We start from the raw sequence: 15490 nt of genomic DNA on the forward strand, positions 1-15490 counted from the left end.
GCCTTGGTGATTTTAGTGCCTTCGATACCGAGGCCACCCGTAAGGTCGCTATGCAGCTCATTGCTTAGTTTGTTATTCGAGCATTCCGGCGAGACGTAGGCACCCGGCAAAATGCTCGCGGTCATTCGCTCCCGCGAAGAGTGCCCTCCTGGAGAGTTCCCCTATCGTCGCCTCCGGTTGAATCGCCAGGCACTTCGTCACTGAGTCCCGAGTGCGTTCGGCAAGCCCCAGCTTCGCGCAACATCCCGCCATTATGGCAAGCGCTTCGGCGCTTGTTTGAGCGACCCGGTCGAATTCTGCCAAGGCCTCCACATATCAGTGCATCACGAACTGGGCGATCCCCTGGGCCGGCAGGTAAAAGGATGGCTCGAAATACGGGTCGATGCGTCGCGCTTGGCGCAGATGCTCAAGCCCCTCTTCCGCACGGCCTATCCGAGAAAGGAAAATACCGAGGTTGGCATTGTTCATCGGATTAGCCGGGTTGATCTCGACCGCGCGCTCGGCGCAGGTCAGCGCCACTACGCGCGCCATTGTCTCGGCGGCAATCGGCAACTTACCGCGCTTGCGCGTCTTGTCACGCAGCAGACCGTCCACGCCCGCCTCAGCGAAACGTTGCTGCCAGCGCCAGATCATCGGCCGGCTCACGCCGAGCTCGGCCGCCACACGCTGCACCGGTCCGTGCGCCATCGACCCAAGTATCACACTCGCACGCTCAGCATGCTTCTGCGGCCGGTTGCGATCCGACGCGACCGCTTCCAGGCGGTCTCTGTCCGATGGGCTCACGATCACGCAAACTGTCTGTGCCATGCGCCCAAAGTCGCACACCGGCCAAGCCTTGTGAATCGGCTGATTGGGTCAGAGCACTCTCATGTTCGCCCCTTCAAGCTGCAGGCACGGAAAATCTGTCGCTCATTCCTGAGCCCTTCAGCACGGCCTTCGCTGGGCAAGGCAGGCGACACGATCATGAAACGACGGTTGATCATGCTCTGATACGCGGGGGGTTGCCGCCGGACCGGTGATGCGTCGCGGAGCTTCCTCTGTCTAGAATCCAGCGTCGGATGAGCTCCGGTTGGTAGTGCTTGCAAGGGTTCTCCTGGCCGTGACCGTGCCGCCTGCCTCGCTCAGCTTTGGATGCTTCCTGGGGTTATTCGATCTCCTTACCGGTCGTGCCAGGGCTTAAGCGACGGATTATGTGTTGACAGCCTGGACCTGTTTAGCAATCGCCCAGATAAATCCTGCCAATTCGCGTGACAACGGTCGGCGGTTTGCTCGCCCGCGCAAGCTAAGCAGCCGGGCCCACGCCGACAACTCTGCCTGTTGGGGAAACGGTGTGGATGAACTGGGTCGACCGGACATCTCCCGCGCAAAGCTGACGGGACGACTTCTGGTCGGCCTGCAGGGCGCAAGCGCCGTGATCGACGACTTCACCCGCGAGTGTCTTGGCTTGGTCGTAGACACATCGCTGTCCGGCCTGCGGGTCGGCCGCGAGTTGGACCGTATCGTCGAACTGCGGGCCTGCCGTCCGGCCATGGTGGTCAGTGACAACGGCACGGAGCTGACGTCGCACGCCATCCTGCGCTGGCAGGAGGAGCGGGCGGTGCTGTGGCATTACATCGCGCCAGGCAAGCCGCAGCGAACGGGTTCGGGGAAAGCTTTAACGGCCGGTTCAGGGATGAATGCCTGAACGAGCACTTATTCAGCAGCCTGGCCGCGGCTCGGCGGATCATCGAGGCATGGAGGGTCGACTACAACACGCACGCCCACACACGAGCCTGAACGGACTTACCCCAGCAGCCTTTGCACCCCACCCCAAGCAGGGGCATACAGAAAACGGACTCTGCTTATGAACGAGGGCACGTCGGGGGCAGGGTCAGCACCAATCTTGCACCGACGCAACCCAGAGTAGTTGCCAATATTCTCGTACAATCATGAATTGTGATCGCGTGGACGGGACCAGCTCGCCCCAATGGCCTGGTAATACTGACCGGCCACGAGGCATTCTCGCGACAGCAACGTGAGGATCTCGGCTCTGGGAACCTCAATCTTTACTTTGGCGGCCATTTTGGGCGGATCGCGAAGAGTTCGTCGTAGATTGCGGCAGTGACGCCAAGAACAACACACTACAAACGCACAACAGGACTATATCTTTGAACAAGAACTCACCGGTGAGATTCCAGGCGATGGGGTCTGTCGAGAAACTCCACTTAACGACGTCCGGCGTCGTGAAGAAGAACGACCATGTGATGGCAAAGCTACCCGCAGCCATCAAGGAGCCAACGGCTGACAAAACGGGGATAGCCGACCCTACCGCGAGAAGGACCGCGATACTCAGCTCAACGATGCCCAGGAAGTCTGCTTCTCCGCGCACGCCAAAAATTGAAAGCCACGAAACAAACGGACTATTGCTTATGTAAAGCACGATCCCATGCGCCGACTGCGGCGTGAACTTCTGTATACCAAACGCCACAAATATCAAAACCATCACCCAGCGGAGTATGGCCAGCGACCGATAGGAGCCATTGCCCTTTTCGGGGAGGCAAAAGAACGTTTTCATACGGGTCTCTTCGCTCCTGTGTCGCGTTTGGTTACGTGCCCCAATGAAATCGACTGCGGCGGACGTCAGAGCCAGGGCTGCATCGTCGCGAACGCGTAATCTCATTCGCGCCGCAACATCGGCGACCGCAACACAACGCTCGCGACGGGAAGAAGAACGAAGCGCGCGATAGCCGCATGGGCCACCGCTGAGCCACTTAGATCTACGGTCTGTTCGCTACCATTCCGGCAAGTTCACTCTCCGGTCTGCTCATTGCGTTCCTCGACGGCATTGCCGGGTTTGAGGTCTTTCGCGCCAATTCAGGAATGGCGCGCTTAGTCTGGCTCCGTTGGGTGTCAGTCCACGGTTCAATGCAATGACAACGGCAGAGGACGCTCTGGTTTCCGCACATGCGCCGCGGCTGTGATCTTCAGCGCGGTTCTTGTCGATGTGACAGTGTTGCCGCCAGTCGGCGGCCTGATGGCAATTTCGTCGTTTTTATGGGCACCGACACGGACTACTCTGGGCGGCTGCTATTACAGCGCTAACCATATTCTGCCCGCATTCATGTTTGCCGATCGGCATCCAGCAGAAGGTCGCAAGACGGAGTAGGAGCAAGTCGACGTACCCGGATCTTTCAAAGCTGCCGATTTTATTGCCTCTGCGGTCGGCTGAGGTCGCGCCTGACGATCACTACTTGGCTAGCCGTCGCGCCACTGACGTCATGGCTCTTCTCCGCTACGCTTATCCTGTGTCTTCGTGTTGAAGTCGTCGGCGTCGTGGCGCTCGTGAAGCTGTTCAGACGGGTCGCCGGTCACACGGTTGACCATGCGTCCGCGCTTCACGGCCGGCCGAGCGAGAATTGCATCGGCCCAGCGTTGCACGTTCTTGTATTCCTGCACTGAGAGGAAGTCGGCGGCACCGTACTGCCAGCCCTTGGCAAGGCCGCCGTACCAGGGGAAGACAGCGATGTCGGCGATAGTGTATTCGGCCCCCGCGAGATATTCGCTCTCGTGCAATCGGCGATCCAGCACGTCGAGTTGACGCTTTACCTCCATGGCGAAGCGATCGATCGCGTATTCGATCTTGGTCGGCGCATAGGCGTAGAAATGGCCGAATCCGCCCCCGAGATATGGGGCGCTGCCCATCTGCCAGAAGAGCCAGGACAGGCATTCGGCGCGTGCCGCCCGGTCGGTCGGCAGGAAGGCGCCGAACTTTTCGGCGAGGTAGACGAGGATCGAGCCGGACTCGAAAACACGTATCGGCTTCGGACCGGAGCGGTCCATTAGAGCCGGTATTTTGGAGTTAGGGTTTACCTCGACAAACCCACTGCAGAATTGGTCACCGTCGCCGATCTTGATCAGCCAAGCGTCGTATTCGGCGGCGGAATGGCCAGATGCCAGGAGCTCTTCGAGCATGATCGTGACCTTCACGCCGTTGGGCGTCCCGAGCGAATAGAGCTGTAGCGGGTGGCGTCCCACTGGCAGCTCCTTGTCGTGGGTCGGTCCGGCGATCGGCCTGTTGATATTCGCGAAGGCCCCGCCGCTGGGCTTGTTCCACGTCCAGGTCTTAGGCGGGGTATATTCGAGGAAATCAGCCATGCTCTTCTCCAGAAACGCTTTTTGGATTTCTCAGGCCGCTGGGGGATAGTTGGATGGGAACAGAGCACGCTTGGTTTCCTCGTCGTTGACCTTCTTGAACTCGTGGTTCTGGCCGATCGCGCGGGCTCGGGCGACAGCTGGTCGAGCGTCGACGGCTTCGAACAGTCGCTTCAGGTGGGGGAATGCGGCAAGCGGATCGGCCTCGCCCTTCCGCACGCGGGAGGCACGGTCGAGCCATCCCCAGGCCGAGATGTCGGCTATTGTATATTCGGTGCCGACAATGAACTGCCGTCCTTCGAGATGGTCGTTGAGGACCTGGTAGTGTCGTTCGGCTTCACGGCGATAGCGACTCACGGCGTAGCTTAGCCCGTCGGGTGCGGCGAATTGAAAGTGCACGGCCTGTCCCGAGAATGGGCCGAGTCCTGAGGCGATGAACAATAGCCAGGAGAGCAGCTCCGGCCGATCCTGAGGTGTGCCGAGGAGTTTTCCGGTCTTTTCCGCGAGGTAGATCAGAATAGCCGTGGAATCGAACACCCGGACTTCCGCGCCGCCCGGCCCTTCGGTGTCGACAATCGCCGGCACCTTGCCGTTGGGGTTGATTGAGCGGAAGGCCGGAGCGTGCTGCTCGCCTTTGCTGGTGTCAACTGGAATGGCCTCATAGGGCAGGCCGACCTCCTCCAGGAATAGCGCGATTTTGGCGGGATTAGGTGTTGGATGGAAAAAGAACCGGATCATCTCGTTTCCTTTAGACTGGGAATTTAGAAGCGGCCAGCCGAATGTCTGATCATCGGCCGCGACCGTTGTTACCGGGCAAAGACCGCCCGCGGCGCGCCAATTTCGACATCATAGAGGGTATACTGCTTCCCGTTGCTGTTCGCGCGAAATCGGCTTCACACACGGCGCGCTGCTGTTCCAGTCGCATTGCGCCCATCCTTTACGAGCTTTGCCAGGCCACGCCCAACGACTGGTTAGCTTTGGATGTTATGCCCCGTGTCCGCGGGCCGCATTTTAGAACGCCTATCTTAGAATGCAACACGCCAAGACGTGGCCGAGTGCCGCCGACATCGACTGAGAGAAAGTTCGCTAGAAGCATCGCGAAACCTTAGAACGTGCCGGAAAGAACAGGTCGATGGGGCGTCGTCGATCTTTGTTGCGGCCCTTCCGAGTGGTGCCAGATAGCACTCGCCGGTGTCTGCCTTAGCTATTTGGCAAGTTTCCTTTGATAAACTTGCGCCTGTTAGGTCAAACCCTTTCGGGGTTCGAGTAGAACCAACGCCGTGCTTACAACGCCTCCCAGGAGGGCACGCTCGGGGCGCACTCGAGCCAAGACGCGAAGGCCCATCAGCACGCCCAAGAGATGCTGGGCGAGAGCCTCTGGAGGCGCCGAGCGCGATACGGTGCCGTCCGCTTGGCCAGTCTCCACACAGCCGAGGAAGAAAGCCTCGAGGCGTTCGAGCACTCGCGCGATGGACTTCCGAAACTCCGGATCGTGGGGCGCCATTTCCAGAGCCGAGTTTACTACCAGACAGCCTTTGTGCTCTTTGTCGGTGAGTGAGCGGCGCAGAATTTCATCGAAAAACGCGCCAATCGCGGCACGAGGTGGAAGTGTTTCGCAGCGCTGTATGCGTGCTCCAATACTGATCTCGACGTAGTGGTCGAGGGCGGCCTGGTAGATTGAGCGCTTGTCACCGAAGGCGTTGTAGAGACTAGCGGCTGTGATCCCAGTTCTTTCAATCAGGTCTTTGACAGAGGTCGCCTCAAAGCCGCGATTCCAAAAACACTGAATCGCAGCGTCAAGAACAACCTCTTCGTCAAATTCTCTCGGGCGTGCCATCCTGTCCTCCACGCAGCTACTCGGCTGGCATACTGTCAAATCTGGCGCCCTGTGTCATTTTAAAGCGCTCAAACCAGAACAAGACGTCGGGGCATGAGCAATTCAAGTCCGGAACGCCTCGGCCCGCGCGTCGGGGCGGCCTCAGGGAACTCGTGCCCGTCGGCTACGCGGCAACAGCTTCAACGTTACATTTTCCGTCGCCAACATGATCGCGGGGGTGGTTTGCCGGTTACGCGTGGGTGATCGGCGATGACAAGTAACCAATCAGGGTGCGACCTCGAACACAAGGAACATGACAATCATAACCCTGGTGAATAGCCATGACGCCTGATAATCCGCTCCACACCTTCCTCTTGTTCCTGATCGGGGGAATACCGGATCAGCTCAGTCTTGGCGCACTGCGCTGGTTTACCGTCGCGCTCTACTGGGCTCTTCTCATTGGAAGCCTGTCTGTCTTTTTCGCGAACTGGCGGTTAGATTCGTCGCAGCGCACGGCCACGCACATCAGCATTTATTGTATGCGCGTGGTGAGCGCCGGCATGTGGTACCTCGGAACATTATGGAAGTTGCCGCTGCCGGTTTCCACGGGATTCCACTACTGGCTAGGTTCCACCGCGAAATACAGCTCGTTTCATCTCCACGCGGCGTTCATGCAGATCTTCGTTGACCATATCGCCCTGGTGCAGCCGGCCGTCTATTTGCTCGAGGTCTTCTTCACGGCATCGTTGATGCTTGGCTTCATGGTGAGGCTATCAGGCATCGTGGCCGCGTTGTTCACCCTCAACCTGCTGATCGGACTCTACAACGATCCGACGGAATGGCCGTGGACCTATGTCGGCATTATCTGCGCGCATGGCATGTTCGCAGCGAGCCAAGCGGGCCGCAGCTTCGGTATCGATAATCTTCTCGCCAAGCGCCTGATCCCGGGCTTCCGGTATGATGGGGCGGTGGCGCGCGCGCTTGCGCTCGCCTCCTAGTCGATGTCCGACCCCACGTTTGCCGGACGCCAGGCGGTTCCGAAGACAGGCCGGAAGGCCTTCTCGCATACCCGGATGCTGGTCAAGGAGCAGGCCGGGATAGCGCTGGAGTTCGTAGCAGGCTGCGATCAATGGATGAGGATCCTAGGGACTGTCGCGCAAGCCGTATTGCTTCTCGTTGCGCGGATTTGGCTCAGCCAAACGATCTTCGTCCACGGGCTGATGATGATGATGTCGGCGGAAGGCGTCATCCGGACACCTCCGACCTGGCCCACGCTGATGCAGGGGGTCGATCCACTTCTGCTCGCAGCGGGTTTTGCCACCCGCCCCGTGGCGCTCTTCGTCTTGCTCGGGATAGGGGTCGAGGGTGCCGGATCGGGTCTGAGTTGGCCCCACGTCATCCTCCTGATTTGGCTGGTGGCTCGCGGCGCAGGTTCGTTGTCCGTGGATTTCCCAATTAGATACGGCCTGGGGCATGTGCCGATTCTAGCCGTGAGGGTCGTCAGCCAGCTTTACGCGAGGATCGACCGCCTGTCCGATGTCATACTGCCGCTCTGGACACGCCTTTATCTTGCCCTCGCTATCGCTGGTGGGTCCGGCGTCGCTATGTGGCCACAACCTATTTCAGGCGAGCTGATTACCGCTCCGTGGGGGATAATCCTTCTTGCCTGGATGCTCATAGCTGGGGTGGCCACTCGGCTGACGGCCCTGATCCTATGCAGCCTGGCGCCCCTCATGGTTCCGTCTGGCGCTATGGTCGACTCCGTCGGGGTAATGTTCCTCCTGTTGCTCATTGCGGCAGGAGGGGCGGGGAGGATCTCGATCGACCGTCTCCTAGCGAGATGGATCAGTGGCAGCCTTCGTTCCGGAGGGCAGGCGAGGGGCGAGGCTCCGCACGTCGTCGTTGTCGGAGGAGGATTCGGCGGAATCGCTGCAGTACGTTCGCTCCGAAGGGTCGGCTGCCGCATCACTTTGATAGACCGGCGCAATCACTACCTGTTCCAGCCTTTGCTCTATCAGGTGGCGACAGCCGCCTTGTCGCCGGCGGATATCGCGATCCCCATCCGGAGCGTGGTACGCGGCCAAGACAACGTCGCTGTTCGGCTCGGACATGTCGTCGGCGTGGACATCGCTGTTCGAGAAGTCCTCCTGACTGGGAGCCGCATAGGGTTCGACTACCTCATCATTGCGACCGGCGCCCAGCATAGTTATTTCGGGCGGGACGATTGGGCGGTCCACGCGCCTGGCCTGAAAAGCATCGAAGATGCAACAGCGATGCGCAGCCGGATGCTGCGCGCCTTCGAACAAGCCGAAAGCGAAGCGCATCCGTGCGACCGTGTGCCTTGGCTCACCTTCGTTATTGTCGGCGGTGGCCCGACGGGCGTCGAGTTGGCTGGCGCTATGGCGGAACTGGCCCGCACGGGGCTCGATCAAGAGTATCGTACCATCGACCCCGCGACGGCGCGGGTAATCCTGGTCCAATCGGCGCCCCGCGTCCTGCCATCGTTCTCACCGCAGCTCTCGCAGCGCGCGGAACGAGCCCTGCGCGACCTTGGCGTCGAAGTTCGGACAGGTGCGAAGGTCACTGCTATCGATAGCGAAGGGGTCGAGATAAATGGCGAGCGCATCGCTGCCCGAACAACATTTTGGGCGGCGGGAGTAACTGCTTCGCCTGCGGCCAGGTGGCTCAATCAGGCCAGCGATCGAGCAGGCCGGATTGTCGTCGGTCACGATCTGGCGGTGCCCGGGTGTCCTGGGATCTTCGCGATCGGCGACACCGCGGCGTCGCAGGGCTGGGCCGGCGCCTTAGTACCGGGGCTGGCCCCCGCCGCTAAGCAGCAGGGCCATCACGTCGCCCGCGTAATCAGCGCGGCTATCAGGGGCCAGCCCGCGCCGACTGCCTTTCGGTATCGGCACCATGGCAACCTCGCAACCATTGGGCGGCTGGCGGCGGTCGCGGAGCTCAACAGACTTCGCCTCTGGGGTGCGCCAGCGTGGTGGTTCTGGGGCATCGCCCATCTCATGTTCCTGATCGGAGGGCGTAACCGGGCCGCAGTCATGCTGAACTGGCTCTGGGCCTATTTGACCTACCGCCGCAGTACAGGACTCATTACGGAAGAGGCGACCAGCGCAGATCCGCAATCGTTCCGATTTCGAACTGTGGATCAGGATTGATCCAAACTACTTTGCCTGATTTAGGCTGGCCATTCTAGTTTGCCCGTTCTAAAACTTGCACTTGGCTTCACACAGCCCAGGATCTGGCCCCTCCATATCTCACCAAGGCGGAGGGTGCCCGGTGGGGCGGAACAGCAATGTGGGGATATTGTGGATCTTCTGAGCCCAGAAGCCCCCCCCGGTGGGCGTCACGACAAAAATGCGCCTCGACGCAATCGCCGGATCCCGCAGCCTCCATTGCGGCCCCAGCCGTTGAGTGTATTTTGTAAAGACGCAGCCTGCTTTGGTGTAACTCTGGGCAGGTCCAACCCGAATGCTGCAATGGGAATTCAAAGGTGGGACCTTTGTCGAGTGCAACGGTGCCCAGGTTGCCACCTTGGTTCGACGTGGCTCGGATGGTGAATCCGAGAGCCGCCGCCACACTGGAGGTAGACTGGGGGAGCATGATGGCGTCCGCGCAGGATGGGAATGCCGATGCTTATCGGAGGCTTCTCGCCGAACTCACACCCTGGCTTCGCCAGTACTATCTTCGGCGTCTCCCCGCCGCTGCGACCGACGATGCCGTTCAAGACGTGCTGCTGGCGATCCACGAAAAGCGACATACCTACGACCGGTCACGTCCATTCGGGCCATGGCTCGCAGCCATAGCACGATACAAATGGATCGACCGGCTAAGATCCAGGAAGCGCGAAGCGTCCGAACCCCTAAACGAAAATCTGGGAATGCCGGATCACGAGGATACTGTTGTCGCTCAATCGACGTTTCGACGCCTGCTCGCAAGCCTCAAGCCGGCGCAGGCCGAAGTCATCAGGCTTGTGAAGATAGAAGGTTACAGCATAGAGGAGGCCTCGAAGTCGAGCGGTCAATCCGTGTCGCTTGTTAAGGTCAATATTCATCGCGGGATCAATCGGCTGACGTCCGCCATCCGAAAGGCGCATGATGCGGATTGAATCTCTGGTTGAGCGGCTCAGCGCAGATCTCCGGCCAATCAGGCCGCGGAGCATCCTCCGCGAAGCGGCGGTCCTGTTTATTCTAGGTCTCGTCGAACTTGCCGCCTTCCTGGCCATGGGTTTCATGCGGCCCGACATGCCCGTTGCCATGGCGGCACCTTCTTTTTGGTGGAAGCTCGCGAGTACGGGCCTTATTGCAGTGCTTGGCGCTGGGGTCGCCATCATCTCGATCGACCCCGTACGCTCGCCCCGGGCAGGCCTACGCTGGATGCTCGCCTGCGTCGCCGTGATCATCGCGAGCGGCTGGCTTATCGACGCCGCGCATTATGGTCTGTCGGACCTGATTACCCGATTGGATTGGGCCCATGGTGTGCAATGCGTATGGAAGATGGTGGCACTATCGATCCCGCCGGCAATCGCGTTTACCACCTTGATTCGGCTGGGAGCGCCAACCGACCGAGCTGGCACCGCACTCGCTGCCGGATTGGCGTCCGCCGCGTGGGGCGCCTTTGTCTTTGTGTTTGCCTGTCCATCGGATGATCCTCTTTATATCGCCGTCTGGTACACCGTCGGCTGTGGAATCGTCACCGCAATGAGCCGGGCGGCGATGCTGAAGTTGTCGAGATGGTGAGCGGCGCAGGGCCACGTGACCAGCGTCACGCGATCGCATCGCCGCAATCACCCCCAATCGGAGCGAGGTTCGGCCGATGAGTCAGGCGAAGACAAGCCCTGTCACTGCGGTGCGCGCCGCGCCGGCCGGCCGCCGCCTCCATCCACTGCCGGTGAGGATCATGCATTGGATCAACGCGGCGGTCATGCTGATCATGATCACCTCGGGCTGGGGCATATACGACGATGACCCCATCATCCGTGGCTTTGTTTTCGGCTCGTTTTGGAGGCTCGGCGATTGGGCGGCCTGGAGCCTCAACTGGCATTTCGCTGGAATGTGGTTTCTCGCGATCAATGGGCTCATCTATCTCATCTACGGCATTGTCAGTGGCCGTTTTCGCGAGCGGCTCCTGCCGATCCGGCCGGCTGAAGTCGTCCAGACCGTCGTCGAAACGCTGCACTTCAAGATCGCTCACGAGGACCTCACCGTCTACAACGCGGTGCAGAAGCTGCTCTACATCATCGTGATTCTCGCTGGTATCTCGCAGGTGGTCACCGGGGTGGCCATTTGGAAGCCTATCCAATTCTCCGGTCTGGTGTCACTGCTGGGTGGGTTTCAGTCGGCTCGGGTTCTTCATTTCATTGGAATGGCCGTGATCGTCGGGTTCGTGGCCGTCCACGTCGCACTCGCACTCCTCGTACCGAAAACGCTATGGGCGATGCTCCAGGGCGGTCCGCGCGTTAAACCATCTACTCGTGTCCAGCGCGGGGTTAAATCATGAGATCACCCTTCCGGCCGGATAATGTTCCAGACGCCGCGGTTCTCGACAATCATCGCCCGCTTATTAGGTCACTTGAACGGCGAGGACTGATTCGTGGCGGCCTTTCTCTTGGCGCTCTTGTCATGCTGACGGGATGCGATGTGAAGCGGCCGGCGTCAGTGCAAGCCGCGCTGCGCGCGATCTCGCGGATGAACGATGAGGTGCAAGCCCTTCTGTTTGATCCGAACCATCTCGCACCCACCTACCCGTCTTCGATGATCCTGAGGCCTCCGAAGTTCAATGCCTATTACGATGTGATGGATGTGAAGCCGGTCAACGGAGAGACCTGGCGGTTGGAATTGTCAGGGCTCATCGCCGACAAGCGCCCTTGGACAGTGCGGGATCTACAGGCCATGCCGCAAAGCTCCATGGTCATCAAGCATATCTGCGTGGAAGGCTGGAGCTACATCGGCGGTTGGACCGGAGTTCCCCTTCGCATTTTCCTCGAACGCGTCGGAGCCGATCTGCGGGCCCAATACGTCGCGTTCAAGACTGCTGACGACTATCCCAGCAGTATCGACATGGCGACCGCACTCCATCCGCAGACATTGCTCGCGATCAAATATGGCGGCGAGACTTTGGCCGATCCATTCGGATACCCGGTGCGGCTCCGCATGGCGACGAAGCTTGGGTACAAGAACCCAAAATGGATCACCGCGCTCGAGGTAACAAACACCTATCCCGGCGGCTTCTGGGAAAAGAAGGGCTTTCCCTGGTTCGCCGGGATCTGACACAGATGGCAGTCCTCCGATTATTGTGGCTATGTGTGGCGCTTGTTCCGATCACCGCGCCAGCTGATGCTCAGAGCACGACGCCTGGCGGAATGCCACCTCCGCCTGGTATGAGCCTCGCCGAATCTACGGCCATGCGATTCCCGCAGCCTGTCCGGGTTGGTGATCTGATTCATAAGGACGTCCTGCGGCCAGTTGCGAGTCAGCAAGTTCTGGGGCACGTGCGGGCAGTGGTGAGGGCGGGTGATGGGACTATAAAGATCGTCATGAGTTTCGGAGGATTTCTCGGCATTGATACGCGACAGATCGCTGTGCCGGTCGATGCGATGGTCTTGGTCGGTCAAGATATGGAGGTTGTCGCGTTTACACCGAAACAGCTCGCGGGATTCCCGACGTTCACCGCGTCTGGGACCACGCCTGTTCCGCAAGACACAATCATCAGAGTCGGGCTCGCCAAGCCGTCTCATTGAGAGACGGTGTATCCAAGATTGCGCCTGCCGACGACTTCGTCGAGAACATGCCACGGGCGAGTGATGATATTCATGGGGCGCCGGGCAGGCCGACCGACGCTCGAATTTTCTGAAGAGGTCGTAACCGCGATGCGCTCGAACACGAACAAGGTTATGCCCGCAACCGATGGAGCGGAATATGTCTGTGCCTAAGAGATTGACCTGCGCCATCGGCGTTATGGCAAAGGCGCCGCAAGCAGGTCTCTCGAAGACACGGCTATGTCCGCCTTTGCGTTCCGAGGAGGCTGCGGCCCTGAGCGCGGCTTTCCTGCGTGATACCACCGAGACTATCAGCTTTGCCGCCCGGTCCGCCGCAATCTCTGCTTATGCTGCCTACGCGCCTAGCGGCGCCGACATTCTACTTGACGGGTGTCTCGCTGTCGGAACCGCGCTTCTCCTGGCAGACGGTTCACCGATCACGAAAGAGGGCGTCAACGGCTTTGGCCGATCACTGCTACATGCCATCGAAGGCATGCTTTCCCAGGGACATGTCGCGGCCTGCGTTTTGAATTCCGACAGTCCTACTCTCCCGCCCCGGCTGCTCGTGCAAGCTGCTGAACTTCTGCTTGCCCCCGGAGACCGCGCGGTTCTCGGTCCCGCGGATGACGGTGGATATTACCTTCTGGGTTTGAAGGCGCCTCACGCGGCAATGTTCAGAGACATTGCCTGGAGCAGCGAATCTGTCGCCGATGCCACACGGGCGCGCGCCAGTAGCCTTGGTCTCGAGCTTGTCGAACTCGAGCCTTGGTATGACGTGGACGATGTGCAGTCGCTTCAGATGCTTCTCCGCGACACCCTGGACGATACCGCGCCCGCGACGAAAGCCACGATCGATCAGCTCGGTCTGAGGATACGTTTGCTTCAACCTGAGCCCATCGGCGTTGCCGGATGAGGCGTGGTCTTCTCACGCTGCTACTGGGTGGGGGCACTCTGTTCGCTCTTACACTCGGCGCGTTGGCTCTGCACACGCCCGGCGCTCGTTCAGTGGGATCGCAGGTACGGACGGACGTCTTCGTGGCCTTCCTCATGGCTGCGGTCGTCGTCTATCTCGTGACCGTCCGTTTCGTGTTGCGGCATCGCCTGCCGCAGCAGGCCATCTGGGTTGTGCTCGGGTTGGCCTTCGTCATGCGGGCTGTGCTGATGCCCGCGCCGATGCTGTTGTCGAGCGACATCTATCGCTATGTCTGGGATGGGCGCGTGCAGGCGGCGGGGATCAATCCCTACCGCTATATCCCCGCTGACCCGGCTTTGGCGGGACTGCGCGACACGGCAATCTACCCGAACATCAACCGCGCAAACTATGCGCGCACGATCTACCCGCCGATGGCGCAGGTATTTTTTGCAGCCATGGGTCGCATCAGCGACAGCGTCATCGCCATGAAGCTCGCAATGTTCCTCTGCGAGGTGATCGCCGTTCTTTGCCTACTGCGGCTCCTCGGGCTCGCGAAGCTACCGCCTGAGCGGGTGCTGATTTATGCCTGGAACCCCCTCGTGCTCTGGTCCTTCGCGCTTGATGGCCATGTCGACGCTGTCGCAGTGGGCTTACTCGGCCTCGCTTTACTCAGTCGCGCTCGGCGGTGGGATGGGGTCGCGGGTGCGCTGCTCGGCTGCGCGGCGCTCGTCAAATTCCTGCCCATTGTCGCAGCACCGGCCTTTCTCAGGGGCGGCACGCTCTGGCGGCCTGCCATTGCGGGGGTTGCCGTCATCGCCCTGCTCTATGGGCTTTATTTGTCCGCTGGGGCGCATGTTCTTGGCTTCCTGCCCTCGTACAGATCGGAGGAAGGGCTGGCGAGTGGCGGCGGGTTCTGGCTGCTGACGGGCTTGGCCCACCTCTTCACCCTGCCGCCCGACGCCGCCATGATCTACTTGACCGGCGCCGCCATCGGCCTGGGCGCGGTCGCGCTGCTCATCCTGCGCGGCAAATCCACCGACACGGGCGGCGATGTCGTGCGGCTGTGCCGGGATACCGCGATCCTCGCGGCCTGTGTCACCGCAATCATCAGCCCGCACTATACCTGGTATTTCGCCTGGCTGGCCTTGCCTTCGGTCGTGGCACCTTTGCCTGCCGTGCTCTGGCTCTCGGCGGCCCCGGTTCTGCTCTACATCGATCCGTTTGCGGACCGTTTCTACTGGCCCTGCCTGATCTATTGCCCGGCCGTGGGTCTCGCCCTTGTCGCCTTGTGGCGCCGTCACGACCCCGTCCGCAGGGCCATCGCCTCTTCTGAAGGGAGTATTCCATGATGGAAGAGACCGCGGTCTCCACCACGCGTCATGACCCCAGGCGTTATTTCGAAGGGATTGACGCCAAGCGCAATTCTGTCGCCGAGACACCGCCCGTCTGCCTCTATTTGGAGGTAACGAACCGCTGCAACCTGCTGTGCGAGACCTGTCCGCGAACCTTCGAGACGCTTGAACCGCCCGCCGACATGAGCTGGGAACTTTTCACCCGCATCGTCGATCAGCTGCCCAAGGTCGCCCGTGTCGTGTTGCATGGCGTCGGTGAACCGATGCTCGTGAAGGATCTGCCGCGCATGATCCGCTATCTCAAGGATCGCGGAACTTATGTGCTGTTCAATACGAATGGCACGCTTATGCAGCCGAAACGCTTTCAGGAGCTGATCGACACCGGCCTCGACGAGTTGCGCGTATCGCTCGACGCCGCGGACCGCGAGACCTACGCCAAGGTGCGCGGCAAGGATTACTTCAACCGGATCGTCCGCGACGTCGGCAAGTTCATCACCTACCAGTCA

The 15490-nt window shown here is 60.3% G+C and carries 15 protein-coding genes and 1 pseudogene; 11 read left to right on the plus strand and 5 right to left on the minus strand.

What is annotated here, in order from left to right:
- Positions 1-315: 315 nt before the first annotated feature.
- Positions 316-807, minus strand: a complete 492-nt coding sequence (locus GSQ83_RS31140; RefSeq protein ID WP_158802520.1) for a helix-turn-helix domain-containing protein — start codon at positions 805-807, stop codon at positions 316-318.
- A 604-nt stretch (positions 808-1411) separates the two neighbouring features.
- Between GSQ83_RS31140 and GSQ83_RS08760 the strand changes: the two are divergent.
- Positions 1412-1847: pseudogene (locus GSQ83_RS08760) on the plus strand (integrase core domain-containing protein); the annotation flags it as partial.
- A gap of 191 nt (positions 1848-2038) precedes the next feature.
- On the opposite strand, the gene GSQ83_RS08765 reads toward GSQ83_RS08760, so the two are convergent.
- From GSQ83_RS08765 to GSQ83_RS08780, 4 genes are all read right to left on the minus strand, one after another.
- A complete protein-coding gene (locus GSQ83_RS08765; RefSeq protein ID WP_158802521.1) occupies positions 2039-2554 on the minus strand; it encodes a YkgB family protein in 516 nt (171 codons plus the stop codon).
- 701 nt (positions 2555-3255) lie between these two features.
- Positions 3256-4134, minus strand: a complete 879-nt coding sequence (gene yghU, locus GSQ83_RS08770) for a glutathione-dependent disulfide-bond oxidoreductase (RefSeq protein WP_158802522.1) — start codon at positions 4132-4134, stop codon at positions 3256-3258.
- 30 nt (positions 4135-4164) lie between these two features.
- On the minus strand, positions 4165-4869 hold the full coding sequence (locus GSQ83_RS08775; protein WP_158802523.1) for a glutathione S-transferase family protein: 705 nt from the start codon (positions 4867-4869) through the stop codon (positions 4165-4167).
- 502 nt (positions 4870-5371) lie between these two features.
- Complete coding sequence (locus GSQ83_RS08780) at positions 5372-5968, minus strand: TetR/AcrR family transcriptional regulator (protein WP_158802524.1); 597 nt, start codon at positions 5966-5968, stop codon at positions 5372-5374.
- 320 nt (positions 5969-6288) lie between these two features.
- On the opposite strand from GSQ83_RS08780, the gene GSQ83_RS08785 reads away from it, so the two are divergent.
- From GSQ83_RS08785 to GSQ83_RS08830, 10 genes are all read left to right on the plus strand, one after another.
- Entirely contained in the window at positions 6289-6945 is a 657-nt protein-coding gene (locus GSQ83_RS08785) for a TQO small subunit DoxD (RefSeq protein ID WP_158802525.1), read from the plus strand.
- 3 nt (positions 6946-6948) lie between these two features.
- Complete coding sequence (locus tag GSQ83_RS29810) at positions 6949-9120, plus strand: FAD-dependent oxidoreductase (RefSeq protein WP_158802526.1); 2172 nt, start codon at positions 6949-6951, stop codon at positions 9118-9120.
- Positions 9121-9515: 395 nt separating this feature from the next.
- Positions 9516-10070, plus strand: coding sequence for a sigma-70 family RNA polymerase sigma factor (locus GSQ83_RS08795; protein WP_254065572.1), 555 nt, complete (start codon positions 9516-9518; stop codon positions 10068-10070).
- Entirely contained in the window at positions 10057-10701 is a 645-nt protein-coding gene (locus GSQ83_RS08800) for an NrsF family protein (protein ID WP_158802527.1), read from the plus strand. The genes GSQ83_RS08795 and GSQ83_RS08800 overlap by 14 nt, the downstream gene beginning before the upstream one ends.
- A 76-nt stretch (positions 10702-10777) precedes the next feature.
- A complete protein-coding gene (locus GSQ83_RS08805; RefSeq protein WP_158802528.1) occupies positions 10778-11461 on the plus strand; it encodes a cytochrome b/b6 domain-containing protein in 684 nt (227 codons plus the stop codon).
- Positions 11462-11601: 140 nt separating this feature from the next.
- Positions 11602-12231 (plus strand): molybdopterin-dependent oxidoreductase, encoded by a 630-nt coding sequence (locus GSQ83_RS08810; RefSeq protein ID WP_254065573.1) that lies wholly within the window; start codon positions 11602-11604, stop codon positions 12229-12231.
- A gap of 266 nt (positions 12232-12497) precedes the next feature.
- Positions 12498-12701, plus strand: a complete 204-nt coding sequence (locus GSQ83_RS08815; RefSeq protein ID WP_158802530.1) for a hypothetical protein — start codon at positions 12498-12500, stop codon at positions 12699-12701.
- A 178-nt stretch (positions 12702-12879) separates the two neighbouring features.
- Entirely contained in the window at positions 12880-13632 is a 753-nt protein-coding gene (locus tag GSQ83_RS08820) for a DUF2064 domain-containing protein (protein WP_158802531.1), read from the plus strand.
- The gene (locus GSQ83_RS08825) at positions 13629-14981 is read left to right on the plus strand and encodes a glycosyltransferase 87 family protein (RefSeq protein ID WP_158802532.1); all 1353 of its coding nucleotides are present in this window, start codon (positions 13629-13631) and stop codon (positions 14979-14981) included. The genes GSQ83_RS08820 and GSQ83_RS08825 overlap by 4 nt, the downstream gene beginning before the upstream one ends.
- The coding region (locus GSQ83_RS08830; protein ID WP_216849993.1) for a radical SAM protein at positions 14978-15490 on the plus strand (513 nt) is incomplete at its 3' end. The genes GSQ83_RS08825 and GSQ83_RS08830, both read left to right, overlap by 4 nt.

It is taken from the genome of Acidisoma sp. L85 (assembly GCF_009765865.1).
In the GTDB taxonomy this organism is placed as follows: Bacteria; Pseudomonadota; Alphaproteobacteria; order Acetobacterales; family Acetobacteraceae; genus Acidisoma.